This is a genomic window from Salimicrobium humidisoli (assembly GCF_002295105.1).
GTDB classification, from domain to species: Bacteria; Bacillota; Bacilli; order Bacillales; family Halobacillaceae; genus Salimicrobium; species Salimicrobium humidisoli.
The window spans coordinates 15,947-40,941 of record NZ_NSGH01000017.1; the positions used below are offsets into that span (position 1 = coordinate 15,947).

Sequence of the window (24,995 nt, forward strand, 5' to 3'; positions counted from 1 at the left end):
CATGAGAGCCATCCCGTTGCCTATCGGGACAGCCCTCCATTTACTGTTCAGCATATTGTTTTTTTAGGGAAGGAATGTGCCACCCATAAAGAATAGCCAGCATAATAAGAATGATAAGAAACCCGGTGTGGAAAGACCACACCTCGATGACCCATCCGAAGAGAGGGAACGCGAGCATCGTCACGAAACTCTCAACAACGCTAATTATCGAAAAAAAGGTAGCCCGCACGGAACTTTCCAATCTGTTTTGCACAGCGTTCGAAAAAATCGGTTCGTACAACGTGAGCAACTGGCAAAGGATGAGAAAGGAAAGGACTGTTCCCCAGACAGGGCTCCAAATGAACAGGATGAAAAATAGCAGGAACAGCAGATAGCCATAATTCGTAACGGAGAAAAAGGACCATTTCTCTTCCAGCTTATAAGCGATCTTCGCCATCCAAGCACCGATCAGTCCTTCCCCGGTGAAAATGACCCCGATCCAAAATGTGCTGAGGCCAAGACGCACGAAATATTCCTGACCGTAGAATACGAGAATGACAAGGACCGTTCCGAGGCTGATAAAGAAAAGGATAGGAATGTGGATTCCTGGATGTCCTTTCCACACATGCGCACCAGTCTTGATCTGTGACGCCCACTGTTTTCTTACAGATTGCTTTTCAAGTTTCTCTCTCGGTGGTTCGTGTAACAAATAAATAGGAACAAGCGCCAGCACGTGAGAAAGAATCACACCTGCATAGACATAAGAAAAATCGATGTCCGCCAGCCAGCCTCCTAACAGCTTGGCCAGGCTAAGAGAGATGAGTGACAGTGCGATCATGTTCCCGAAGGTACTTGTATATTTTTTTTCCTGCCCATATTCTTTAAGAGTGTCGTAGGCAAGTGCTTCTTCAGCCCCTGATTGAAAGGTAACCGACACCCCCAGTGTGACGAGTGCCACCCCGAACAGAGAGAAAGAATCGCCGATAAGCATGAATGTGCCATACCCGATGCTCATCAGATTTCCAATCAGCAGGCTCACTTTCCTCCCATAAAGATCCGCAATGATTCCGGTGGGAACTTCCAAAAGGACTACAGACAAATGCATCAGTGCTTCGACGATACCGATCTCTGTCATACTGAGGCCCTGTTCATTCAGATAGATGACCCATAGGGCCCGGTCGAAAAACAGTTGGGCGAGAAAGATATATAAATAGATGAATCTTACGTTCCGTTTCACTTAGTATTCCTCCTGAAGACCAGTCCCATATCCAGAGCGGGAAGCTCTATGTTTTGAACAAAAAAATCCCCGCAGGTAAAAACCTCACCTACGGGAATCATATGGGACGCGGTAAGAATTTTTTTACGTTCGGTATTCATATACAGGTAAAGGTGGTTTTCTGAAAAAGGACATACGTGTCCCCTGGTCAGAAAAAATGCCAAAAACTGTAGTCATGAATGCATTGAAATGAGCGATTGGGCTCATGTTTCCGAACGTAGACAATTCTTTCCCCTCCTTTTGAAGAATACTTTTTTCATTATAGCTAAGACGGATTTATCGGGCAAGCTTTATTATGTGAGAATGTTTAGAAAAATCAGTAATATAGATTGAAGCTCTTCAGGAAAGATAGTATAATTAATTCCATATTGAAAACGCATACATAAAGATGCGGAAAATGATCAAAGGGGGAAGGCTGATGAATGGAATTTGGCTTGCGGTTTTCGGTATTATTGTTCTGGCACTCGGCTATCGGTATTATTCTAAATTTTTGGCAGAAAAGATTTACAAACTCGACCCGAACTACACGACACCGGCTCATAAATACAAGGACGGTGTGGACTTCGTTCCGACGAATAAGTGGGTATTGTGGGGCCATCACTTCACGTCCGTTGCGGGAGCCGCTCCGATTCTCGGTCCGGCGATTGCCGTGTACTGGGGCTGGCTTCCGGCTCTGTTGTGGGTGCTTCTCGGTACCGTTTTTGCGGCAGGTGTCCATGACTTCGGTACACTCGTTCTGTCTGTGCGGCATAAAGGACAGTCCGTGGGGACGCTCGCGAATACACTGATCGGCCAACGCGCCAAAATACTGTTTTTATTCATTATTCTCATTCTGGTGCTCATGGTCAACGCTGTATTCGCGTGGGTTATAGCAAACCTGTTCATCACAAATCCGTCCGCAGTTCTTTCTGTGTTCATCCAGATTCCGCTGGCCATATGGATCGGTTATACGGTATACAAAAAGCAGGGGAGCATGCTTCTGCCGTCTCTGGCGGCTCTTGCGGTTATGTATCTGACGGCTGTCGTCGCCAGTTATGTTCCGGCTCTGCAGATTGACCTGGTCAGCTATTTCGGCGGAGAAGGCAGTACTTCCCTGTTCGGAGCATCGGCCACATCTATGGCTTTCTTCGTCTGGATCATCATCCTGATGATTTATGTGTACATAGCTTCGACTATGCCGGTATGGAAACTCCTCCAGCCGAGAGATTTTATCAACTCTCATCAGCTGGTGGTCGGACTTGCCATCCTTTACCTCGGCCTTCTGTTTTCGAACCCGGAAGTGACGGCACCGGTTAGTAACGGTACGGCAGACACCTCCTGGTTCCCGCTGCTGTTTATAACAATTGCCTGCGGAGCGATTTCCGGTTTTCACGGGCTTGTCTCTTCCGGCACCTCGTCCAAGCAGCTGGATAAAGAAACGGATGCACGTTTCGTCGGATATCTTGGTGCTGTAGGGGAAGGGGCGCTCGCTTTGATTTCCATCATAGCCGTAGTAACTTTCTTTCCTACAGCGGGAGATTTCACAAATACGTACAGCGGCTTTGCGGAAGCAAGCGGAGCGGGTCTCGGGGTTTTCGTTCAGGGCGCAGCCCAGCTGGCGACCGGACTCGGCATCCCTGCCCAGGCTGCAGCTACCATCGTATCGGTAATCGTTGTAAGCTTTGCGGCTACGACACTCGATTCATCGGTGCGTCTGATGCGTTATATCATCTCCGAACTGGGTACGGAATATAATGTTCCATCTTTGACGAAGACTCACGTTGCTACTACGGTCGCTGTCGTCTCCAGTGCCGCTCTGACACTTATTCCGGAAGGTCCGAAAGGTTTCGGTTCCGGAGGATATCTGCTGTGGCCGCTGTTTGGTACGTCGAACCAGCTGCTTGCCGGTATCAGTCTGTTACTGATTTCCGTATGGCTGAAGCGGCTGGGCCGGAATTACTGGCCGGCGATGATTCCGATGATGTTCCTGATGTTCATGACCCTCTGGGCTATGGTTTCTCAGGTGCTCACCGACTGGGCGCCGTGGGTGGAAGGATCCGACTGGCTTCTATTTATATTCGGTGCTCTCATCATGGTGTTCGCCATATGGATAACGATTACTGCCATCTCTGTACTGATGAAGGAAGATGGTAATAAAGTCGAAAAAAGTGCCTGACCGATAGTAAGAAGAAGAGGAGCACAGTTCTCTGTGACTCCTCTTTCCTTTTATCAGTAGAACTCTGACAATATATTCACTTAATTTGAAGGTGGGCAGAAGAGATAGTATAATGATTTCTGCAATGTAAGCGCCTACATGATTGAATGGATAAAAAGGAGTAAGGGTAAGGAACAGTATTTCCGAACGCAGCAATCCGGCTCATAAGCACAGAGGTTGGATGGTACTGATGTTATTGATGGTGAAACAGGAGTTCACCGACCGGCTTCCATCATTATGGTAATTGCTATCCGGAGGATTGTTACCGCGCTTTCGGTGCTTAAAAATGAAGGGAAGGAATGTATGGAAGGAAGCACGTGACAAAGAACCGGACGGTTTCAGGCACCTCCATGTGTTCCTTCCGGTTAAAGAAAGGGGAATTCCATGCCTGATCGGAAATCGATGATCAAACGACTCGTGGATTATTATGAAGAAGTGCTCAGCATGCCGCACCGGACGGAAATAGCCCGGGAATTAAGGGACGAGGATGACCTCTTCCTGCTGCTTCTGTATTCCGATATGCTCGGTATACCGAACCCGGCGTTCTACTATACTCTGGAACTGTACCCGTATATTATTGATAAGTATCACGACTGGCATTTACGGATGGGAATGGAAAAATCCCCCCTTGAGGGAATACGCTGCTGCTGAAGGAGAATGATGTATGAAAGAAAAAATTGTATTTATCGGTGGAAAAGGCGGGGTCGGGAAATCGACGACGAGTGCGGCTCTTGCTCTGGTGAGAGCGGAAGAGGGAAAGAAAACACTTATCGTATCCACCGACCCTGCCCACAACCTCGGGGATATTTTCCATACGAAGCTGAATCACGAGAAGAAAAAACTGACCGACAATCTGTGGGGGATGGAGGTGGATGCCCGTGAAGAATCCACCCGCTACATCGAAGGGGTCAAGAAAAACCTGGAAGGTCTCGTGAAATCGAAGATGGTCGAAGAAGTGCACAGACAGATTGACATGGCGAGTGCGTCGCCCGGGGCGGAGGAAGCTGCTCTTTTCGACCGGATTACGGCGATTATCCTGGAGGAGAACGAACAATTCGATCATATCATTTTTGATACAGCGCCCACGGGCCACACCCTTCGGCTTCTGACACTCCCTGAAATGATGACTGTCTGGATTGACGGGATGCTTGAGAAGCGTAAGAAAACGAACGATAATTATACACAGTTGCTCAATGACGGCGAACCTGTCGAAGATCCTATTTACGATGTTCTTCAGGAACGGCGGGAGAAGTTTGAAGCTGTACGGGAAATTGTTCTCGATGAGGAGAAAACGAACTTCGTATTCGTTATGATTCCCGAACGCCTCTCTATCCTCGAAACCGAACAGGCCATTAAACAGTTACACCAACACCATTTTCACATCCGTGATATTTTCGTGAATAAAGTGTTACCCGATTACGCTGACGGCACTTTCCTTCAAAAACGCCGGGAAGTGGAAAAAGAACATCTGAAAGAGCTTCGGAAGACTTTCCGGAACCAGCACCTTGTCGAGATCCCACTTTATGAAGAAGACATCGCCACGCTTGCGCAATTGAAAGACTTCAGTAATCACCTGCGTCACTCGATGACCGACAGTAAATATTAGAACGGATATCTGCGCATAAGTTCACTCCAGGTCGGAGGAGTGAAACCGTTTCTTCCGGTCACCGGTTCCGCTTTCTGCAGGGAACGGAATATAGCTTCTTCCACAGCTTCTCCGACAGCACGGAACGCTCCGTCCAGAAGATGATCGGGGAGAGGGGAATGGTTCTTTGCGGTCGTGAAGCCGATGGCTATATCTCCGCTTCCGTTGCTGATAAATGACCCTGTCCGGGAGAGTCCGGTGACGGATCGTTTCAGTATGCGCGTAAGCTGTCTGTGGGTAACGGGAAGGTCCGTTGCGGTAATTATCATAATCGAGCCTTTATCCTCGTGGGGTTCGGCTTTTATTTTGTCGGCCCAATACTGACCGATCTGTTTCCCGTGGAACGTCAAATCGCTCATTACTCCGAAGTTTGTCAGGACGAGCACTCCGAGAGTGTAGGTGACCCTGTCGACTGAGATGAGGCGGGAGGAAGAACCGATACCTCCTTTCATGGAGTAGCACAGCATCCCGCGCCCGGCCCCGACGGACCCTTCCCGGAATTCTCTGCCGGCTGCGCGGATTGCTCTTCGGGCGTGTTCGGAATCGATGCTTCTGTTTCTGATATCATTCAGAAACATATCGTTGCACTCCCCGACCACAGGGTTGACTGTTCCGGACGTTCTCCCGATTTCTTCATTCCCCTCCAGAGCATGGTCCAAAAGAGCATTGAAACAACTTCCGACTCCTAATGTATTAGTTAGCAGAAGGGGCGTCTCAAGTTCCCCAAGCTCCTCAATTTGTACCATTCCGGACGTTTTCCCGTAGCCGTTTATTACGTGAGAAGCGGCAGTGACTTTTTCCCGGAATATATTCCCTCCATGCGGGAGTACAGCTGTAACTCCGGTCTGCACAGATCCTTCGCTCAATGTTTCATGTCCTACGAGAACACCCTCTACATCCGTTATTCTGTTGCTGTGTCCTTTCCCTGTCACTTCTGACCTGGCCATAATTTACCGCCTCCTTTATCTTTCTTTCAGTTTATCATAAGCGTTTCAGCCAACAACTGTCCATATTAACCGAAAAAGGTCATAATCTGCTCCCATTTCCCGGCATAATATGTCTTATTGTGGTTAAACTATAAAACCACAACCGGATGTTTGTGGTTCGCACACGTTGAGGAATGCGTTTTCAAAAGTTATAATTTTCTTAACAGTTCAAACAGATCTGCTACTAACTCTTCACGAGTTCAGGGAGGTAAGGGAAGAAAGGGTGTGTTGAATTTGCAAGCCATCACGAAAAATTTTTTCTTGTTTCTATCAAATAATAAAACACTCGACCGTTTGGCAAAGCAGTACGGAACCCGATTCGGTGTTGATAAGCTGGTCGGAGGAGAAACTTTTTCTCAGGCAGTTCCGGTCATCAGACAGCTGAATGACGAAGGGTTAGTAGTTACCGTGGACCACCTCGGAGAATTCGTGGATTCCGAAGAAGAAGCGAAAGAGCGTGCCGGGGAAGCTGTAGAAACGGTGCAGACGATGTTTGATCAAAACCTGGCCTGTGAGATGTCCGTAAAACTGACGTCGCTCGGGCTCGATATAAGCCGCGAACTGGTAATCCGGAATATGGAACGGATTCTGGATAAAGCTCAGGAACTCGGCATCACTTTACAGATCGATATGGAGGACTCCGGCCGATGTCAGGCAACTATAGATGTCTTCAAAGAACTGCGGGCGAAGTATCCGAACGTCGGAATCGTCATCCAGTCCTATCTGTATCGATCGGACAGAGATCTGGACGAACTGGACAAATATGATCCGTACGTGCGACTCGTGAAAGGTGCTTACAAGGAGCCCGGGACTGTCGCATTCCAGGATAAAGATATGGTAGATAAGAACTTGAAACAACTGGTCAAGAAACACATGCTTAACGGCAACTATACAGCCGTCGGGAGTCATGATGAAGAAGTCATCAACTTTACGAAAGAGCTGGCCAGGGAACACGGTATTTCAAAAGACCGTTTCGAATTTCAAATGCTTTACGGCATGAGAAATAAATTGCAGCACGATTTAGCGAAAGAAGGGTACACTGTGCGCGTCTATATGCCGTACGGAATGGAATGGTATGGCTATTATATGAGACGTCTGGCAGAACGCCCTGCAAATATAGCTTTTGCAGTAAAAGGAATCTTTTCACGATAATATAAATCGAAAGGGGAATGTATCATGGTAACGCCATACAAACACGAACCATTTACGGATTTTACAGTCAAAGAAAACAAGGAAGCTTTCGAGGAGGCTCTTAAGTATGTAAAAGGGGAACTCGGAAAGCAGCACGATCTTCTGATTGACGGCGAGCGTATCCGTACAGATGCAAAAATAGAATCGACGAACCCTGCGAACACGAAAGAAGTGGTAGGGGTCGTATCCAAAGCGAATAAAGAACTTGCCGAAAAAGCGGTAGAGTCTGCTGCGAAAACTTTCGAAGACTGGAGAAAATGGGATCCGGAAGCACGTGCAGGAATTCTATTCCGTGCAGCTGCCATTATCCGTCGCCGCAAGCACGAATTTTCTTCCTACCTTGCTTATGAAGTAGGGAAACCATGGAAAGAAGCGGACGCCGACACGGCAGAAGCTATCGATTTCCTTGAATATTATGGCCGTCAGGCTGTAGAACTGAAAAACGGAAAGCACGTGGAAAGCCGCGAAGGTGAGCACAACCAGTATATTTATCAGCCTATCGGCGTGACAGCTGTTATTCCGCCGTGGAACCTGGCGCTCGCTATCATGGCAGGTACGACAGTAGCACCACTGGTTGCAGGTAATACTGTAGTTATGAAACCTGCTTCCAACAGTGCAGTAATCGCAGCCAAATTTGTTGAAGTGCTTGAAGAAGCCGGACTTCCAAAAGGTGTTCTTAACTTCATTCCGGGCAGCGGTGGTGAAGTAGGGAATGCGATTGTGGACCACCCGAAAGTCGGTCTCATTTCCTTCACAGGCTCCCGTGCTGTCGGTACGAGCATCATTGAACGTGCTTCAAAAGTCCAGGAAGGCCAAAATCACCTGAAACAGGTTATTGCCGAAATGGGTGGTAAAGATACAGTAGTCGTGGATAAAGAAGCCGACCTGGAAACGGCTGCCGAAGCTATCGTCGTTTCCGCCTACGGTTTCTCCGGACAGAAATGTTCTTCCGGTTCCCGTGCTGTCGTTCATGAAGATGTCTATGACGAAGTGCTGGAAATGGTGAAAGAACGTACAGAGAAACTTACCGTAGGAAATGCTACAGAAGATAACGTCTACATGGGTCCTGTAGTGGATCAGAGCGCCTACGACAAAGTGATGAGCTATATCGAAATCGGTAAAGAAGAAGGCCGGCTGGTTACAGGCGGTAAAGGGGACAACTCTAAAGGGTATTTCATCGAGCCTACGATTTTCGCTGACCTGGCTCCGGATTCCCGCATGCAGCAGGAAGAAATTTTCGGACCTGTCGTCTGCTTCACAAAAGCCCGTGACTTCGATGAAGCTATCGACATAGCGAACAATACGGAATACGGATTGACAGGTGCCGTCATTTCCAATAACCGTGCCCATCTTGAAAAAGCGAAGTACGACTTCCACGTCGGAAACCTTTACTTCAACCGTAACTGTACAGGCGCGATCGTCGGCTACCAGCCGTTCGGCGGATTCAAAATGTCCGGTACGGATTCTAAAGCAGGTGGACCTGACTATATTATGCTGCATATGCAGGCTAAAACAGTTTCCGAGATGTTCTAGTATCACTGATGAAAGTACCATCCTCGTAAAAGGGTGGTACTTTTTTTATGATATATTTTTTTGACGAGTGGAATTTTCTTGAACAATCAGCAATTTTCTTGTTTTTGACACTTGAAAATAGGTATAATGATACCGAGCGAAACCTTGTTCGGGAAAGGATAGAAATAAATGGAATGGAAAGAACTTCTGATGCAGGTAGAAGATATTCACAAGGCGACCGAAATCATCAGTACGAAGCTGAAGAAGCCTGTAATTATCGAAAATAAGAGTTTTGAACTTGTATCCTACAGTTCCTCCTTCGATGGATTCGATCAGACACAGCAGAAGACTATACTATCGAAGAAATGCCCGGTATTTATTATAGATCATCTGAAAAAAGAGGGGATCGTGCAGCGTCTGGAGCGTACCAGTCACCCGGTCCGCGTTCATCCGATCGAAGATATAGGATTCCGGCAGCGGGTAGTCATTGCGGCGAAGCATATGGGGCAGACGGTAGGATATGTCTGGATACAGGAATCGGATGACTGGATGGAAGAAGAGGACATGGAATTTCTCCGCGATATCACTCCTTATATCGGTAAGATGGTTTATGATCTGCATAAAACGACGAGCGAAAAAGATAACCGGAAAGATGAAGTATTGTGGAAACTGCTCAATCACGAGTACTCTTCTGAAAGTCAGCTGAAGAAAAATGCCGCTCTCGTCAAAATTTCTCTGCCGGAACGGGCTTCTGTCATAGTTTTTTCCGTAACGGAAAGCAGATACCGGTATATGCTGGATTACCTCGAGCGGATTGTACGGACGTATAAACAGGAATATCGCATGTATTTCCTGAAATCGGAATATCAGCTGGTTCTGCTGATGGAAGCAGAATCGGAAGGGGAGTCTTTACGTAAAGCCCGCGCTTTCATTTCGAGAGTGAAAACGGAAGTCGGAGAAGAGGAATTTTACTGTTTTCTGATAGGTGTCGGAAAAGAGTATGACACCCTCAGGGAAATACGGAAAAGTTTCCTGGAGTCACTCGAAGTGATCGAAGTTGCAAGTTTTCTTAAGCCCCGTCCGGAGACGATGCCGCGGGAATTCGCGAAGATGGGGACGTATCGCTATCTTGCTGCTCTTTACGAAAAGAACAGTGCCGACGATTATTACAGTGAAGATCTTTTGAAGCTGATCAAAAATGACAGGGAAAAACAGACCGACCTGCTGCGTACGCTTGAAATGTACCTCGCGAACAATACGAAAGGGAAACAGACGGCAAGCGAGTTGTATATCCATCCGAATACGCTGAACTACCGGATTAAACAGATTCAGGAGCTTACGTCGATAGATTTCCAGGATTTCAATATGAAAGCCCACCTCTATATGGAACTGCTCCTCGTTAACAACGTGGATTCCTATTATCACAGATATCTGAACGTACTTTCCTGAGCGTATGCAACCTTCTGCATACGCTCATTTTTTCATTCTGGAAAAAGTACCACCACATGCAGCATCATACTTTCGTTAAATTGTTCAACATAAAGTTATTTTCCCGCTCGCCTTTAGCGGCTTTGCTGATCCTGCATCCGTTCAACAGCCTTAAGAACTCATTCAAAAAAATAGTCAGGTGACGTGAATTTCATAAGAGAACAGTCGCAGCCTGTAAGTCAGGGCTGCTTTTTTTTACCAGAAAAGTTTGTTTAAAGGTGTGCCCTTAGTGGAACATTCCCTGTACAACTACAGGAGGATGATAAAGTGATTGAACACAAGTTATACATTAATGGTGAATATACAGAGTTCAGTGGAGATGATTGGATAGAGATCGAAAACCCGGCCACGGGTGAGATTATTTCCAAAACTCCAAGAGGCACGGAAGAGGACGTGAATAAAGCAGTGGAAGCAGCGAAACAGGCTCAAAAAGGCTGGGAGCTCACACCGAATATTGAAAGAGGGAAAATCGTCCGTCGTCTCGGAGACGAAATCGAAGCCAACCGAGATACGTTCATCGATCTCCTGCAGGAAGAACAGGGGAAAGACTACGGGCTGGCCAGCGGAGAAGTGGATCTGGCCATCGATTACTTCCGCTATATGTCCGAGTGGGCAAGGCGCATAGAAGGTGAAATTGTACCGAGTGACAGAGAGAACGAGAACATCTTCGTTTATAAGAAACCGATAGGAGTTGTGGGCGGTATCGTACCATGGAACTTCCCGGTATTCATTCTGGCACGTAAAGTTGCCACTGCTCTCGTAACCGGATGTACAATCGTTCTGAAGCCGAGCCAGCAGACACCTAATACGGCTGCCGAATTCACAAAAATCATCGATAAGATGGAAGAAATCCCTAAAGGCGTTTATAACTTCATTACCGGCACAGGTTCCGAACTCGGAAACGCAATGGCTTCCCACAAGGACGTTGAGATGATCACGATGACAGGAAGCGTTCCTGCCGGTACGAAAGTGATGGAAGCGGCAGCGCAGAACATTACGAAAGTGAATCTGGAACTCGGAGGGAAAGCACCGGCTATCGTCACGGATAAAGCCGACCTCGATACAGCAGCGGAAAGTATCGTTACGTCCCGGCTTGCAAACAACGGACAGGCCTGTACGAACGCAGAACGCGTCTACGTGCACGAAAGTAGAAAAGAAGAGCTTATTGAGAAATTGAAAGAGTCTTTTGAAGGTATGAAAATCGGTGATCCGAAAGAAGATAAAGAAGTGGACGTCGGGCCTCTTGTCAGCAGAGAACGCCTGGAAGAAGTCGAAGAAATGGTGAACAATGCTGTCGCTGACGGTGCTACCGTCGTCACAGGAGGAGAAAGAGCGGATGTCGATTCCGGTTATTTCTTCAAACCGACCATCCTGACCGACATTTCCCACGAATCGGAAATCATGACGGAAGAAATATTCGGTCCGGTTATTCCAATTTCGACATATAAAACACTTGATGAAGCGATCGAAAAAGGAAATGACACCGAATATGGTCTGTCTTCATCGGTATACACCGACGACGTTAATCAGGCGATGCGCGTGGCTAACGAGCTTCGTTTCGGAGAGACGTACGTAAATCGCGAAAATTTCGAAGCTGTGCAGGGGTATCATGCCGGAATGCGTCAGTCGGGGCTTGGCGGTACCGACGGCAAACACGGTGTAGAAGATTTCCTCGTGACACAGGTCGTATATATGCAGTATAAAAATGACAAACAGTAATGATGTTCCTGCATCCGGAGACGGATGCAGGAAATTTATTAAAAGGAGTCACAAAAATGATTATAGATAATGTGCGGATTTATCAGCCGTCCGTTGAAGAAAAGCCGGAAGAACTGTACGCAGTGGAATTCGAAGGGGAGTACATCAAAGCGGTGTACCCGAGTCCTTACCAGGGAGAGGGAGCGGTGATTGACGGGGAAAGCAGGGTGCTTGTCCCGGGATTCAATGATTCACATATGCATCTGCTGAGGTACGGTCTGCTGGTGAAAGAGCTCGATCTTCGGGAGGCGAAAAGTTTCGGGGAGATGAAAGAGATGATACGAAAACACTATGAGGTGCTTGAAGAAGGACAGTGGATATTCGGTAAAGGTTTCAATGACGCCGGATTTGAGGATTTAGAACGCCCGTTGACAGCTGAAGATTTAAACGATATCCAGGGGAATGCATACATTTATCTTATTCATGAGGATGGACATGAGTGTGTCATCAGTGAAAATGCTCTTGACCTTTTAAAGGAAGAAAAGGAGTTTTCCCGCATACCTGAATCCTTTAAGGAAAGAGATACTTCAGGGCAGATGAACGGACGTTTTAAAGATACTGCGGTTCATTTCATCAATCACAGATTCTGGGGGCGCGGTAAGGAGGAGGCAAAAAATGCTATTAAAGCGGCCCTTCCCCGTCTCAGCAGCTACGGCATAACGAGTGTACATACGGATGACCGCAGCTTTATCGGTAGTTTTGCGAGACTCTATGAGGCGTACACCGAACTGGAGCAGGAAGGGAACCTGCCGATTGATGTACAGCTTCACCATTATGCTTTTCACAAAGACGACATTACGGAATTTGTTGAAAAAGAATCGATGCGCACAGGGGACGGTACCGATAGCGTAACGGTGGGCGCTGTCAAACTGTTTCTCGATGGAACCCAGCGGCTTCACACTGCTTCGATGAGAAACCCGTACCCGGATGAACCGTCAAAAAGCGGGCCGCTCATTTACAGTCAGAAAGAAGTGAACGAGATGGTGCGCTACGCAGCACAAAACCAGATGCAGGTAGCGATGCATGCGATCGGGGACCGGGCTGTGGAGCAGGCGGTTGAAGCGTTGGAGCAGGAAGAAGCCTGTACGAAAGATTTGCGTCACCGGGTCATACATGCCCAGACTCTGGCGCCGGACTTGATTGAGCGCATTTCTGCCAGTCATGCCTACGTGGAGACGCAGCCTTCTTTTCTTCTCGGAGAATGGGACAAGAAAGAAAAATGGGTGCCGGAAGAGCTTGTGCCTTTTTCGGATCCCTATAAAAGTATGAGGGAAGCAGAGATTCCGCTTACTTTAAGCTCGGATTTGCCTATCGGTTCGATCAACCCTATGGTAACGATAGGAACGGCTGTTACCCGGCAGGATCTGGAAGATAAGCCCGAGGGCGGATGGATGCCCCGAGAGAAATTGACAGTGGATGAAAGTTTTTATGGAATGGGCCATGCCCCTGCTTACCTTGAATTCAAAGAATACCGGAAGGGGAAAGTGAGTCCGGGGTATCAGGCGGATTTCGTTTTGCTGGATCAGCATCCACTGGAGACCCCGCCAGACCGGTTGAAAGATATTAAAGTTACGGAAACGTGGCATAAAGGTATACAGACGTATGCAACATCCGAATAAAACAACCCCGGCAGCACCGGGGTCGTTTTCGTTGCATTTGTAATCATCTGGTGTCCTGCGCGTATAAGCGGATCAGAGTTTTACGATGGTTCTTCCGCGAACTTCACCACGCAGAATTTTATCAAGGACGCCCGGTACTTCTTCGAGGCTGACTTCGTTCAGCATATCCTCCTGAAGCATAGAAGGTTTCCATTCATCCGCAAGTTTCTGCCATACTTGTTTACGTTCGGGCATAGGGCAGGTGACGGAATCGATGCCGAGCCAGTTTATCCCCCGGCCGATAAAGGGCAGGACAGTGGTGGAAATCTGGATGCCCCCTACGAGTCCGCTGGTGGAGACGGAACCGCTGTTTTCAAGCGTGCTCAAAATATACTGAAGGGTATTGCCACCTACCGGGTCAACCGCGCCGGCCCAGCGTTTTTTCCGTGTAGGAGTACCGTCCGTATCCATGATTTCATCTCTGTGAATGATAGAGGACGCTCCCAGTTTTTTCAGATAGTCATGCTCGGAATCTTTTCCGGTAGCTGCCGTAACACTGTAACCATTCTGGGCAAGGATATTTACGGCGACACTTCCGACACCGCCGGTTGCACCGGCAACGAGAACTTCGCCCTTTTCCGGAGTGAGACCGTTATCTTCAAGTCTCTGAATGGACAAAGCGGCGGTAAGACCCGCAGTTCCGAGAATCATCGCTTCTTTTAAACTCATATTTTCAGGAAGAGGTACCACCCATTCTTTCGGTACTCTCGCAATCTGGCTGAAACCTCCGTCGTGTCCGGTGCCGAGGTCGTAGCTCGTAACGATAACTTCCTGTCCTTTTTCGAAAGAACCGTCTCTGGATTCTATTACAGTTCCGGAAAGGTCGATGCCCGGAACGAGAGGGTAGTGTTTTACTATCTGATTCTGGTTCCCTACAAGGGCATCTTTATAATTGATACTGGAATAGGCTACTTCTATCGTGACATCCCCTTCGGAGAGATCGTTTTCCGTCCGCGAGCGGAGATGCAGGTCTTTATCTTCTTCGAGCACCAGTGACTGGAATTTTTCCATCGGTTATTCCTCCTTAATAAATGCTCTTATTCTCATAGCCGGAAAAGGGTTTCATGAAACATAGGAACTTTGCTAAACTGTTTAACAGGAGAAACGATGGGTATATAACTTTTATATGTGAAATTAAAGGAGGACGTTATGAAGAAATTGACAGAAGTTTTTTGGATAACATTAGCCATTACTATTGCCGCTTCCGTATGGGGGATTTTTGCTCCGGGTAACTTTGAGGCGACCACCGGTACTATAATGAGTTACATATCGTCGAATTTCGGCTGGTACTACCTGCTCATAGTTACGTTTTTCGTAGTTTTCTGTATTTATCTCATTTTCAGTCCTTACGGAAAGATAAGGCTCGGGAGCCCGGAAGACCGGCCTGACTATAGCTATCCGACGTGGTTTTCCATGCTGTTCAGCGCCGGTATGGGAATCGGTCTTGTATTTTACGGGGCAGCATCCCCGGTATCACATTACATAAACACACCTCCACTGGCAGAACCCGGTACGAGAGAAGCGCTTCGTGACGCTATGCGCCTTTCTTTTTTTCATTACGGAGTGCACGCCTGGGGGATATATGCGATAGTGGCGCTTGTACTTGCGTACTTTAAATTCCGTCACGGGAAGCCCGGCCTCATCAGTGCCACCCTGGAACCGATATTTGGTGATAAAATGTACGGTCCCTGGGGGAAAGCGATTGATGTTGTTGCCGTTTTTGCAACGATTGTAGGGGTTGCCACGACGCTCGGTTTCGGCGCTGCCCAAATCAACGGGGGGCTTACCTATCTTCTGCAGTGGGACGAAAGCTTTTCCCTGCAGCTGATCATTATTGCAGTGGTAACTGTCCTGTTCATGATTTCCGCCTACACCGGGCTCAGCAGGGGAATTAAGCTTTTAAGTAATGCCAACATGGTGCTGGCTGCTCTGCTCTTCGGCATCATGATTATAGTGGGGCCCACCGTTTACATTGCAAATACATTCATCGATTCTCTCGGAGCGTATATACAGAATTTCGCTTACGAAAGCCTGCGTCTGGCTCCGAACAGTGAAGAGGAGCGCGCCTGGGTCATGGACTGGACAGTCTTCTTCTGGGCGTGGTGGATAGCCTGGGCGCCTTTTGTCGGTATATTCATTGCCCGGGTCTCCAAGGGACGTACCATCCGCGAATTTTTGAGCGGTGTACTCCTCATTCCTTCCCTTGTAAGCTTTTTGTGGTTTACGGTATTCGGAGCTACAGGAATCCAGACTCAGCAGAACGGTTCCGAAGTCGCCAGCCTTGCAGATACTCAGGTTCTTTTCGGAGTATTCAATGAGTTTCCGCTGGGGATCGTTATGTCTATCATCGCTATGCTTTTAATCGGTACTTTCTTTATCACTTCTGCAGATTCGGCAACGTTCGTGCTTGGTATGCAGACGACCAATGGTTCACTGAACCCTCCGAAGACGGTTAAGTTCGCCTGGGGGATCGCCCAGTCTACCGTCGCAGCTGTACTGCTTTATACAGGGGGGCTGCAGGCGTTACAGAATGCCCTTATTATAGCCGCTCTTCCATTTTCCGTGATTATGCTTCTGATGGTTTACGCTTTTTATAAAGCAATCAGAGCAGACAGGGAAAAAATAAAGCAGGATTTACAGAAGTAGGAGACACTTCGATTTTTCCGCTTTACACGTAATTAAGGTAGTGGTAGTATATTTAATTGTGTAAAAAAATAAACCTCAAAAGGAGTTTGTTATGCTACAGAATAAACAGGGTCGCGTTGACTGGCCCGTATTTGGTATAAGCGGAGGAGCACTCCTCTTATTCGTGGTATTTGCAATTATCGATATTAACAGTGTGACCGAATTTGTAAACACAGGATTCGCTTGGGCTGCTAAATATTTTGGTGCTTTTTGGCAGTTTCTCATGCTTGCTACATTTATAGTGGGGCTGTACCTTGCGCTTTCCAAGTATGGAAACGTGAAAATGGGGAACCTGGACAAGCCTGAATTAGGTTTGTACAAATGGTTATCCATTATTATGGCGACTCTTCTCGCCGGAGGTGGTGTATTCTGGGCGGCTGCCGAACCGATTACCCACTTTTTGACTGTCCCGCCTTCCCAGGGGGATCTTGATGCAGGTACGAGGGAAGCGATCGCTCCGGCTCTGGCTCAGAGTTTCATGCACTGGGGCTTTCTGGCGTGGGCGATCCTCGGTACGGTAAGTGCAGTAGTGATGATGTATGGTCATTATCAGAAAGGTATGCCGCTTAAACCGCGGACGCTTCTCTATCCGATTTTCGGGGAGAAAATACGTACAGGGTGGTTCGCGACGATTGTAGATGCTTTCTCCATCATTGCAGTGGCAGCAGGTACGATCGGCCCGATCGGATTCCTCGGAACACAGGCAAGCTATGGTCTGCAGACTATATTCAATATACCGGACAACTTCTATTCGCAGCTCGGAGTTATTGGTGCCGTAGTTCTCATCTCCACCATTTCAGCCGTCACCGGGTTGTATAAAGGCATTCAGAAGCTTAGTAACTTCAACGTTCGACTTGCTATCGGACTGATATTTTTCGTTCTTATTTTCGGTCCCGGTCTGTTTATAATTAACCAGTATGTAGCAGGCTTCGGTCATTATCTTCAGGAATTCCTGGAGATGTCGACCTACCGTGACGACAGAGGCTGGCTCGGTGCGTGGACCGTGTTCTTCTGGGGATGGTTCATCGGTTATGGTCCGATGATGGCGATTCTGGTCAGCCGTATTTCAAGAGGACGTTCCATCCGTCAGATCATTCTTTCCATTTCCGTGCTGGCACCGGTCATCTCCGCTTTCTGGTTCACAGTTCTCGGAGGTTCCGGCATCCACTTTGAATTAGAGAATCCGGGAGCTATTTCCGGTCCTCTCGCAGAAGCCGGTAACGCTGCAGCGATGTTTGCTATTACGGAGCAGTTTCCGCTGGCAGTCATCATTTCACCGTTGTTCCTCATACTGACTATTCTGTTTGTTGTTACGACGAGTGACTCGATGTCCTATACTATCGCAATGGCAGTGACCGGTGAGGGAGATCCGAAACCATGGGTACGTATTTTCTGGTCTCTTCTTATGGGAGCTGTCGCAGCAATACTCCTTATCATCGGTAACGGCGGAGTGGGAGCACTGCAGAACTTCATCGTAGTTACGGCAGTACCCGTTTCGTTCCTTCTGCTTCCTATGATCTGGCTCGCCCCTCGCGTAGCGAAAGAAATGGCTGTAACGCAGGGAATTATGAAAAAGTAAAGAATTGAAAAAAGCGTCGACCGCGGAAGGTCGACGCTTTTATTTTTTGTCAGTTTATGCTGAATGGCTTAACAAACGGACAGGGCCTGGAAACGTCTCATTTTTTCTTTACACTTTTCATAATAAAGCCGTCTTTTGGCAAAGCGGGCATCTTATTCAGACTGTAACTTAAATCCTGTTTCGGAAGTTTGTACTCGAGATGCCGGGCCATGTACTGGAAACTGGCTTTCAGAATTTCAAGAGTCGACCATTCTCCGGGACAGCGGTGGTTCTTTTCGTAGTCGCCGCCTCCCTGAGGGATCAGATCGAAAAGCCCTCCGTTCCAATTTCGGAAGCGTTCCGGATTGAAAGTTTCCGGTTCTTCCCAGATGCGCGGGTCGTGATTATTACCGTAAACGTCTATGAGCACGAGCTGCCCTTCGGAGAAGTTGTATCCCTGCCACGCGAACTCTTTCTTCGTACGTGCCGGCAGGTAAGGAACGAACGGATAGAAGCGCCGCACTTCCTGAGCGAAATAGTAGAGATAGTCTTCACTACCGGCAACCTTTTCTTTTTCTCCCGGAAATTCTTCCATAGCCAGGGCACCGAAAGTGATGAATTTACTGACAGCCACCGTCGGACGGACGATGTTCAGCAATTCAATGGCGGCCATTCGTGCATCCAGGTGGTTGCCATTGAGATCACGGTGCATCGCCATTTCAAAAATTGCAGTGCCTTCCTGAGCTTCAAGCTTCCCTTCCCGGACGTCGAGTATAAGGTTTTCAAACCACTGCTCGGAACGCTGCCGTGCTTTTCTGCTTTGAAGATGTTTGGGGCCGATAGAGCCGAAGCCGTCGATCATGAGCGCAAAATCATCGGCTCTCTTTTTAACTTCTTTATCCTTAAGCGGGACACCCGCCCATTCGCAGGAAACCTTCATCAGAAGGGTGAGCATCTCTTTGTACAAAACGACTTTCCGTTTCTTTTCCCAGACTTCTGAAGCACGTTCCCAGTGCTCCACAGTAATTTGGAAAAGTCGATCAAGCGCTTCCGGGGTCATGAGAGAGAGGAACAGTCTCTTTCTGTGTTCGAAAGGGTTACCGTCCATCGTCTGGATTCCGTTTTCACCGAATAGAGTTTTCAGTATGAAAGCGGGCATAGCGCCGCCGCGTTTCATTTTATCGTTGTCATAAAAGAGCTCTGCTCCTTTTTCGCCACCAAGGAGTGCAGCTCTTTCGCCGAGCAGTTTCGTTTCATATACGTCCAGGTGCTGTTTCTGCAGACGTTTCCGGGCGAAGTTGTACCCGTCTTTCAAAATTCCGAGAGAGCGGTCCGGACCTTTGTCCTTTGCAGGGAAATAAGACATTATTCATTACTCCTTCCTATGTACAGTATAATTTAATATTATCTGTAAGCTGCGATTGTTACAATAGAAAGAAATCGAAGGGGGTCTGGACTTATGGATATACACGGAATCCGACTGGATGATAAAACGAGGTGTCACCATTATCACAATTACGAAGATGTCGTTGCAATAAAATTTTACTGCTGCGGGGAATATTATGCCTGTATCAAATGTCACGAAGAAATGGCGGAACACGAGGTGGAGGTCTGGCCTTCCGGACGACAGGGGGAGCCGGGTATTTACTGTGGGAACTGCCGCCGGGAGATGGCTGTAGCGGTTTATAAAAAACAGACGGAATGTCCGTATTGCTCTCATCCTTTCAATCCCGGCTGCCGGTTACATTTTCCTCATTATTTTGAATAATTCCCGGCGGTAAAAATTTCTTGACGTCAAGGTGGTCACCGACGATAATAGGAGGGCTTTCTGCGTAATATGAAGAAAGGGGCGTTTTTTTATGGAAGACCACATTTCTGTTACTTCACTGATCATCGTGCTTGTAGCTGCTTTTTTAACCCCGATTTTACTTAAAAGATTCCACCTCCACTTTCTGCCGGTCGTAGTGGCGGAAATTATTGTGGGACTCATTATCGGACAGAGCGGCTTCAATCTGATAGAACCGAACGAATGGCTGGATATACTATCCACGCTCGGATTTATATTCCTGATGTTTCTGAGCGGTCTGGAAATAGATTTTTCCATTTTCAAATCGGGAAAAAGGAAGAAACTGATGAACGGTAAGCCGGAACCCCATCGTTTCGGTGTAGCTGTCATTATATTCATATTTATTCTGGTTTTATCTTACCTTATTTCTCTTGCTCTTTCTCTGGCAGGTCTTGTAGGAAATGCTTTCTTTATGACGCTCGTCATTTCCACAATATCTCTGGGCATTGTAGTACCCACGCTGAAAGAATCGGAACTCATGAGATCCACAATCGGTCAGATTATACTGCTTGTAGCTGTAATTGCCGATCTTGTCACGATGATTCTTTTGGCGGTTTTCGTCTCCTTCTATGAAAAGGGTGGAAACATGTGGCTGCTGCTCCTGCTTTTTGTGGCAGGCATCGGCCTTTATTTCCTGGGCAAATTCTTCAAGAATCAGACATTTTTCGAGACCCTTTCGACGGGTACGGTTCAAATCGGAATGAGAGCCGTCTTTACTCTGATAATGATCCTTGTCGGACTTTCCGAGTCTCTTGGAGCAGAGAATATTCTGGGCGCTTTTCTGGCCGGAGTCCTTGTTTCCCTGCTTTCGCCTAATAAGGAAATGGTCCAGCAGCTTGATTCTTTCGGATACGGTTTTCTTATTCCTATTTTCTTCGTAATGATCGGAGTGGAACTGGACGTCTGGGGTCTTTTCAGCAACCCTTCCGTCGTACTGCTCATTCCGCTTCTGTTCCTCGGTCTCCTGCTGTCCAAGCTCATCCCGGTGGTTGTGCTGAAGAAATGGTACGACTGGCGGACGGTGGCAGGTTCCGGGTTCCTGCTTACTTCCACCCTGTCGCTCGTAATAGCAGCTGCGAAGATAGGAGAAAGGATAGGAGTGATTGACGGGGAGATGGCTTCTTCCTTAATCCTGCTTGCCATTATAGCCTGTATTTTCACTCCTGTGCTTTTTAAGCAATTCTTTCCGATTGCCGAAAATGCAGAAGAGAAGAAGCGCCTGAAAATCATCGGTGCCAATCAGATCACCATGCCTTTAACGAAAGAATTTGCAGAAGAGGGGTATGAAGTCTACCTTTATCACGCCCGTCCCAATCACAGCGGGGAACTTCCGGGATCGCCTGATTTTACTGTGGAAAAACTGGAAAGTTATGCGATAGAGGAACTTCAGAGCCACGGCGTATTTGATTCGGAAGTACTCGTAATCTCCACAAATGACGATGAACTGAATACGAATATTGCGCTCGAGGCTGCGGATTCGGAAATCGAGAATATCATCACTAAAGTGGAAGCTCCGACCAATCAGGCTATGCTGAAAGAGAAAGGGATCAACGTGTTTTCTACTATCTTTTCTTCCCGGGCAATGATGAAAGCGATGATCGCCTCTCCGTACATCGCTGATATTTTCGCCACAAGAGAAGAAGGACTGATGGAAGTACCGCTTACAAACCAGGAGTTTCATGGTATGAAGCTTCGGGACTTCCCGTTCTTCGGTGATACGATCATCGTAAGAATCTACCGGGGTAACGAATCGATTATTCCTCATGGGGACACTGAATTGCAGCTCGAAGACCGGCTGATTGTGACAGGAAACCATGAAAATATAAGTGAGCTTGAGTACCTTCTCGAGTGACATCGGTCTTAAAGCAGAATGGTTCATGAAGGGATCCGGACGTTAATGTCCGGATCCTTTTGTATATACGAAAAAAGGAGGGGAATATGCGAAAAGTAAGTGGTATTTCTTCAGGAGTAGTGACATAATAAAAACAAATATAAAAAAGGGGCACAATACTGTATGGCGAAGCTGCTGATTACGTTGACCATGATTATGATGCTTTTTTTTGGTTCAGCTCTGTTCTTCGTAGTATATGAGTCCACTTCCGGGGATATTAAGGCCGGAGATCTGGAAGAGAATGCAGCAGCTGCGGGGAAAGATAAAAAGAAGAATGATGGGAATGAGACAGATGGTAACAGTGCAGATGAAACGAAAGAAAAAGCGGGTGGAGAATCTATGGAAGACGGTTCCTTCAATAAGGAAGTGGATCTTACTTTTACCGGAGACGTGCTTTTTGAAAAGTCTACGAAACAAACGGTCGCGGACGAGGGGTATGCTTACCCTTTCCACTACGTAAAGGAGGAGTTTCGGAGTGACGATATTACTTTCGTCAACCTGGAAACCCCTATTACGACGAGAGGCGTGCGGGAAGATAAGATATACAATTTCCGTTCGGAGGACAAAGCGCTTGACGGTCTGAAGAAGGCGGGAGTCGACGCTGTATCGCTGGCTAATAACCACACTCTGGATTACGGTATCGCCGGGCTTGAAGACACCTTGCACGCATTGGAAAAACGAGAGATCCCTTTTATCGGTGCGGGCCGTAACAAAGAAGAGGCCTATCGTGGGTGGAAAACAGAGAAGAAGGGGAGGAGCATCCACTTCCTGGCTTTCTCCGCAGTTTTACCTAAAGTGAGCTGGTATGCAGAAGAGGACCGCCCGGGTATTGCCAGCGGTTATCAGGTGGAAAGAATGGAAAGAATAATTGAAGAAGCAGAAGCTTCGAGTGACCACGTCATTGTGCAGATGCATTGGGGAGATGAACGTCAGACCCAATTCCAGGCCGGAGAACAGCAGGTGGCCCACCGTCTTATAGATGCGGGAGCGGATGTGATCGTCGGACATCACCCTCACGTTCTGCAGGGGTTCGAATATTATAAAGATGGTTTTATCGCTTATTCTTTAGGAAACTTTCTTTTCCCGGACTACGTGGAAGGGGAAACGGCTTATACCGGGTATTTGAAAGTCCGGCTGAAAGACGATGAGGTCCGCCCTTCTTTCATACCGATGCAGATCCGGAATGACCGGATCATGCCCGCGCCCGACGAGAAGGAAGCTCTTCAGCGCATGGAAGAACGTTCCGCCAACATCACTTTTGAGCAGAATAAAATAGTGGAAACGGGCCAACCCTGACGTTGCTATGTTATAATTATGGAAAGAGATATACATTTATCCATTAAGGAGTGGATTTCCATGTACCGTACAATTGAAGAGACGGCCCGGTATCTGGAGCTTCCGGAAGATTATGTATATTCATGCATCGTATCTGGAAAGATAAGAGCAGTTCATGACGGGGAACAGTTCCTGGTGAATGCGGATCAGTTCAATCTGTACTGGGAGCAGCTGGAGCAATATCAGCAGCAGATTCAGCAGTTTCTGAGCGAACCTGTTCCTGCAGATCCTGTCATAAATGACGAAGATTGATTGCACAAGCCTCCGTGGCTTGTGCTTTTTTTTAGATAATTGTATCCTTGGAGGGACGCCACCCATTCAAAGGAGGATTCAGTATGACGAAAGTAATCGAAACAGACAAGGCTCCTAAAGCGGTAGGTCCTTATTCGCAGGCAGTGGACGCCGGAGATCTTATATTCATTTCCGGGCAGATCGGTCTAGATCCGGAAACGCAGCAGTTCGTGGCTGATAGTGTGGAAGAACAGACGAAACAGGTAATGAGAAACATAGGTGCCATTCTGGAAGAAGCCGGGAAGGAATATACGGACATCGTGAAAATGGGGATCTTCCTGGATTCCATGGATGATTTCCAGACAGTCAACGAAATTTATGCCGGATTTCTGAGCGAACCTTACCCTGCACGGGCTGCAATCGAAGCAGCTAAGTTACCAAAAGGGGCAAAAGTGGAGATGGAAGCGATTGTGAAGAAATAAGGGCCAATCTATACGTAAAAGAAGTGAATCAGCTGATAACAGCCGATTCACTTCTTTTTTAATGATGTGATATTAGTGACGTTTGTGAAGCCAGAGCACTCCGGACTTCGCAATACGAGGAATCTTTCCAGTGAGCGGCTGGTTCATCATGTTACCGAAACCATCGCTTTTACCTAGGGAACCGAGCGTACCTTTCAATTTGATCGAGCTCGGTTTTTTAGGTTGCTGGCCGCGCCATACATATTTAAGAACTTCGGCGATCCGCTCTCCCTGCTCGCCGGCGAGTTGTCCGCTCGGAGAAAGCTCCGATGAAACGCAGTCACCTACTACATAAATGTTCGTCTTCTCGGGGATCTGATAGAAGTCGTTCGTGATCAGTTTCTCCTCCCGGTCTTTTTTGAAAGGGAGTTCCCGGGCAAGGTGATGTGGAAGGACGCCGGCTGTCCACACTGTAACGTCATTCATATAACAGATACCGTTATTACAGACACCGTCTTTTTCTACGTATTCGACTTTGGCTTCATGAATGACATTCACTTCATTTTCTCTGAACCAGTCTGCTACGTGTTTCTGGATCTTTTCATCGAACGCTTTAAGGACCGTGTTCCCGCGGTCAAGCAGGCGGATGTTCAAATCGGGGCGGCTCTCTCTCGTCTCTGCGGCCACTTCGATTCCGCTGAGACCCGCTCCTACAATAGTCACGTTACCGTAAGCTTTCAGATCATTGATTTTGTATCCGGCGTGACGGGCGCTTGACATCGTCTGCACACTTTCAGTGAATACTTCGGCTCCTTCGATCCCGTGGTAGTTGTCCTCACATCCAAGAGCTATTACCAGCTGGTCGAAAGCGAGCGGCTCCTCCCGTCCGGCAAGAAAGACCCGATCCTCTTCCGCGTCTATCCTGGTGACTTCGTCAAAAATGTAGGAGATCTTTTCATGGACAGGAAAATCAACACGAACACTTCTGTCGGACGTTGTACCGGCAGCTATAGCGTAATATTCCGTTTTCATGGCGTGGTAAGGGTTCCGGTTTATCATCGTGATATGCACGTCGTCCGGAATGCCGTTTTCCAAAGCATCATAAAGAACTTTGAACCCTCCATACCCTCCGCCCAGTATTAATAGTTCAGTCATTGTATGTTCACCTCTGCTGCAATTTTACGTAACGAATTTCCAATCTCTTCTTAAAGAGTATCAAAAAAAATCAGGAAAGACTAGATAAAATTTCTCAGAGTGGTTTTCTAATGGAAAAGTAGGGAAGAAGTATGAAAGAAGGAGGA

The 24,995-nt window shown here is 47.5% G+C and carries 20 protein-coding genes; 15 read left to right on the top strand and 5 right to left on the bottom strand.

All coding sequences use genetic code 11. The features are described from left to right. Positions 1–40 precede the first annotated feature (40 nt). On the bottom strand, positions 41–1,216 hold the full coding sequence (locus CKW00_RS10510) for an MFS transporter (RefSeq protein ID WP_095822522.1): 1,176 nt from the start codon (positions 1,214–1,216) through the stop codon (positions 41–43). A gap of 457 nt (positions 1,217–1,673) precedes the next feature. On the opposite strand from CKW00_RS10510, the gene CKW00_RS10515 reads away from it, so the two are divergent. The 3 genes from CKW00_RS10515 (at position 1,674) to CKW00_RS10525 (ending at position 5,055) form a co-directional block, all read left to right on the top strand. Then, positions 1,674–3,410, top strand: coding sequence for a carbon starvation CstA family protein (locus CKW00_RS10515; protein WP_095822523.1), 1,737 nt, complete (start codon positions 1,674–1,676; stop codon positions 3,408–3,410). A 423-nt stretch (positions 3,411–3,833) separates the two neighbouring features. Further along, positions 3,834–4,100: a cory-CC-star protein gene (locus CKW00_RS10520; protein ID WP_008588302.1), complete on the top strand. Its 267-nt coding sequence runs from the start codon at positions 3,834–3,836 to the stop codon at positions 4,098–4,100. Positions 4,101–4,113: 13 nt separating this feature from the next. After that, complete coding sequence (locus CKW00_RS10525; RefSeq protein ID WP_095822524.1) at positions 4,114–5,055, top strand: ArsA family ATPase; 942 nt, start codon at positions 4,114–4,116, stop codon at positions 5,053–5,055. Here the strand turns inward: CKW00_RS10525 and CKW00_RS10530 are convergent. Continuing rightward, entirely contained in the window at positions 5,052–6,041 is a 990-nt protein-coding gene (locus CKW00_RS10530) for a DmpA family aminopeptidase (RefSeq protein ID WP_095822525.1), read from the bottom strand. The genes CKW00_RS10525 and CKW00_RS10530 overlap by 4 nt on opposite strands. A gap of 273 nt (positions 6,042–6,314) precedes the next feature. On the opposite strand from CKW00_RS10530, the gene CKW00_RS10535 reads away from it, so the two are divergent. The 5 genes from CKW00_RS10535 to CKW00_RS10555 all read left to right on the top strand — a co-directional run bounded on the left by CKW00_RS10535 (position 6,315) and on the right by CKW00_RS10555 (position 13,648). After that, entirely contained in the window at positions 6,315–7,232 is a 918-nt protein-coding gene (locus CKW00_RS10535; RefSeq protein ID WP_095822526.1) for a proline dehydrogenase family protein, read from the top strand. 24 nt (positions 7,233–7,256) lie between these two features. Beyond that, positions 7,257–8,804: an L-glutamate gamma-semialdehyde dehydrogenase gene (pruA, locus tag CKW00_RS10540; RefSeq protein ID WP_095822527.1), complete on the top strand. Its 1,548-nt coding sequence runs from the start codon at positions 7,257–7,259 to the stop codon at positions 8,802–8,804. Positions 8,805–8,972: 168 nt separating this feature from the next. Then, positions 8,973–10,232, top strand: a complete 1,260-nt coding sequence (locus CKW00_RS10545) for a PucR family transcriptional regulator (protein WP_095822528.1) — start codon at positions 8,973–8,975, stop codon at positions 10,230–10,232. Between the two features lie 306 nt (positions 10,233–10,538). Then, entirely contained in the window at positions 10,539–11,990 is a 1,452-nt protein-coding gene (gene aldA, locus CKW00_RS10550) for an aldehyde dehydrogenase (RefSeq protein WP_095822529.1), read from the top strand. Positions 11,991–12,046: 56 nt separating this feature from the next. Next, the gene (locus CKW00_RS10555; RefSeq protein ID WP_233129769.1) at positions 12,047–13,648 is read left to right on the top strand and encodes an amidohydrolase; all 1,602 of its coding nucleotides are present in this window, start codon (positions 12,047–12,049) and stop codon (positions 13,646–13,648) included. A gap of 72 nt (positions 13,649–13,720) precedes the next feature. Here the strand turns inward: CKW00_RS10555 and CKW00_RS10560 are convergent, their stop codons facing one another. Beyond that, the gene (locus CKW00_RS10560) at positions 13,721–14,698 is read right to left on the bottom strand and encodes an acrylyl-CoA reductase family protein (protein WP_095822531.1); all 978 of its coding nucleotides are present in this window, start codon (positions 14,696–14,698) and stop codon (positions 13,721–13,723) included. 138 nt (positions 14,699–14,836) lie between these two features. Here CKW00_RS10560 and CKW00_RS10565 point away from each other — a divergent pair, with 138 nt between their 5' ends. Both CKW00_RS10565 and CKW00_RS10570 read left to right on the top strand, forming a co-directional pair. Continuing rightward, a complete protein-coding gene (locus CKW00_RS10565) occupies positions 14,837–16,333 on the top strand; it encodes a glycine betaine uptake BCCT transporter (protein WP_095822532.1) in 1,497 nt (498 codons plus the stop codon). 91 nt (positions 16,334–16,424) lie between these two features. Beyond that, entirely contained in the window at positions 16,425–17,951 is a 1,527-nt protein-coding gene (locus CKW00_RS10570; RefSeq protein ID WP_008588328.1) for a BCCT family transporter, read from the top strand. A 97-nt stretch (positions 17,952–18,048) separates the two neighbouring features. On the opposite strand, the gene CKW00_RS10575 is transcribed toward CKW00_RS10570, so the two are convergent. Then, entirely contained in the window at positions 18,049–19,296 is a 1,248-nt protein-coding gene (locus CKW00_RS10575) for a cytochrome P450 (protein WP_095822533.1), read from the bottom strand. 93 nt (positions 19,297–19,389) lie between these two features. Here CKW00_RS10575 and CKW00_RS10580 point away from each other — a divergent pair, with 93 nt between their 5' ends. The 5 genes from CKW00_RS10580 (at position 19,390) to CKW00_RS10600 (ending at position 23,715) form a co-directional block, all read left to right on the top strand. Then, positions 19,390–19,698, top strand: coding sequence for a CHY zinc finger protein (locus CKW00_RS10580; protein ID WP_095822534.1), 309 nt, complete (start codon positions 19,390–19,392; stop codon positions 19,696–19,698). A gap of 91 nt (positions 19,699–19,789) precedes the next feature. Next, positions 19,790–21,628: a monovalent cation:proton antiporter family protein gene (locus CKW00_RS10585; RefSeq protein WP_095822535.1), complete on the top strand. Its 1,839-nt coding sequence runs from the start codon at positions 19,790–19,792 to the stop codon at positions 21,626–21,628. Between the two features lie 162 nt (positions 21,629–21,790). Then, positions 21,791–22,963: a CapA family protein gene (locus tag CKW00_RS10590; RefSeq protein ID WP_095822536.1), complete on the top strand. Its 1,173-nt coding sequence runs from the start codon at positions 21,791–21,793 to the stop codon at positions 22,961–22,963. Positions 22,964–23,023: 60 nt separating this feature from the next. Further along, positions 23,024–23,254, top strand: coding sequence for an excisionase family DNA-binding protein (locus CKW00_RS10595; RefSeq protein ID WP_095822537.1), 231 nt, complete (start codon positions 23,024–23,026; stop codon positions 23,252–23,254). Positions 23,255–23,337: 83 nt separating this feature from the next. Next, entirely contained in the window at positions 23,338–23,715 is a 378-nt protein-coding gene (locus CKW00_RS10600) for a RidA family protein (RefSeq protein WP_008588344.1), read from the top strand. Between the two features lie 72 nt (positions 23,716–23,787). Here the strand turns inward: CKW00_RS10600 and CKW00_RS10605 are convergent, their stop codons facing one another. After that, positions 23,788–24,849, bottom strand: a complete 1,062-nt coding sequence (locus tag CKW00_RS10605; protein WP_095822538.1) for an NAD(P)/FAD-dependent oxidoreductase — start codon at positions 24,847–24,849, stop codon at positions 23,788–23,790. Positions 24,850–24,995 lie beyond the last annotated feature (146 nt).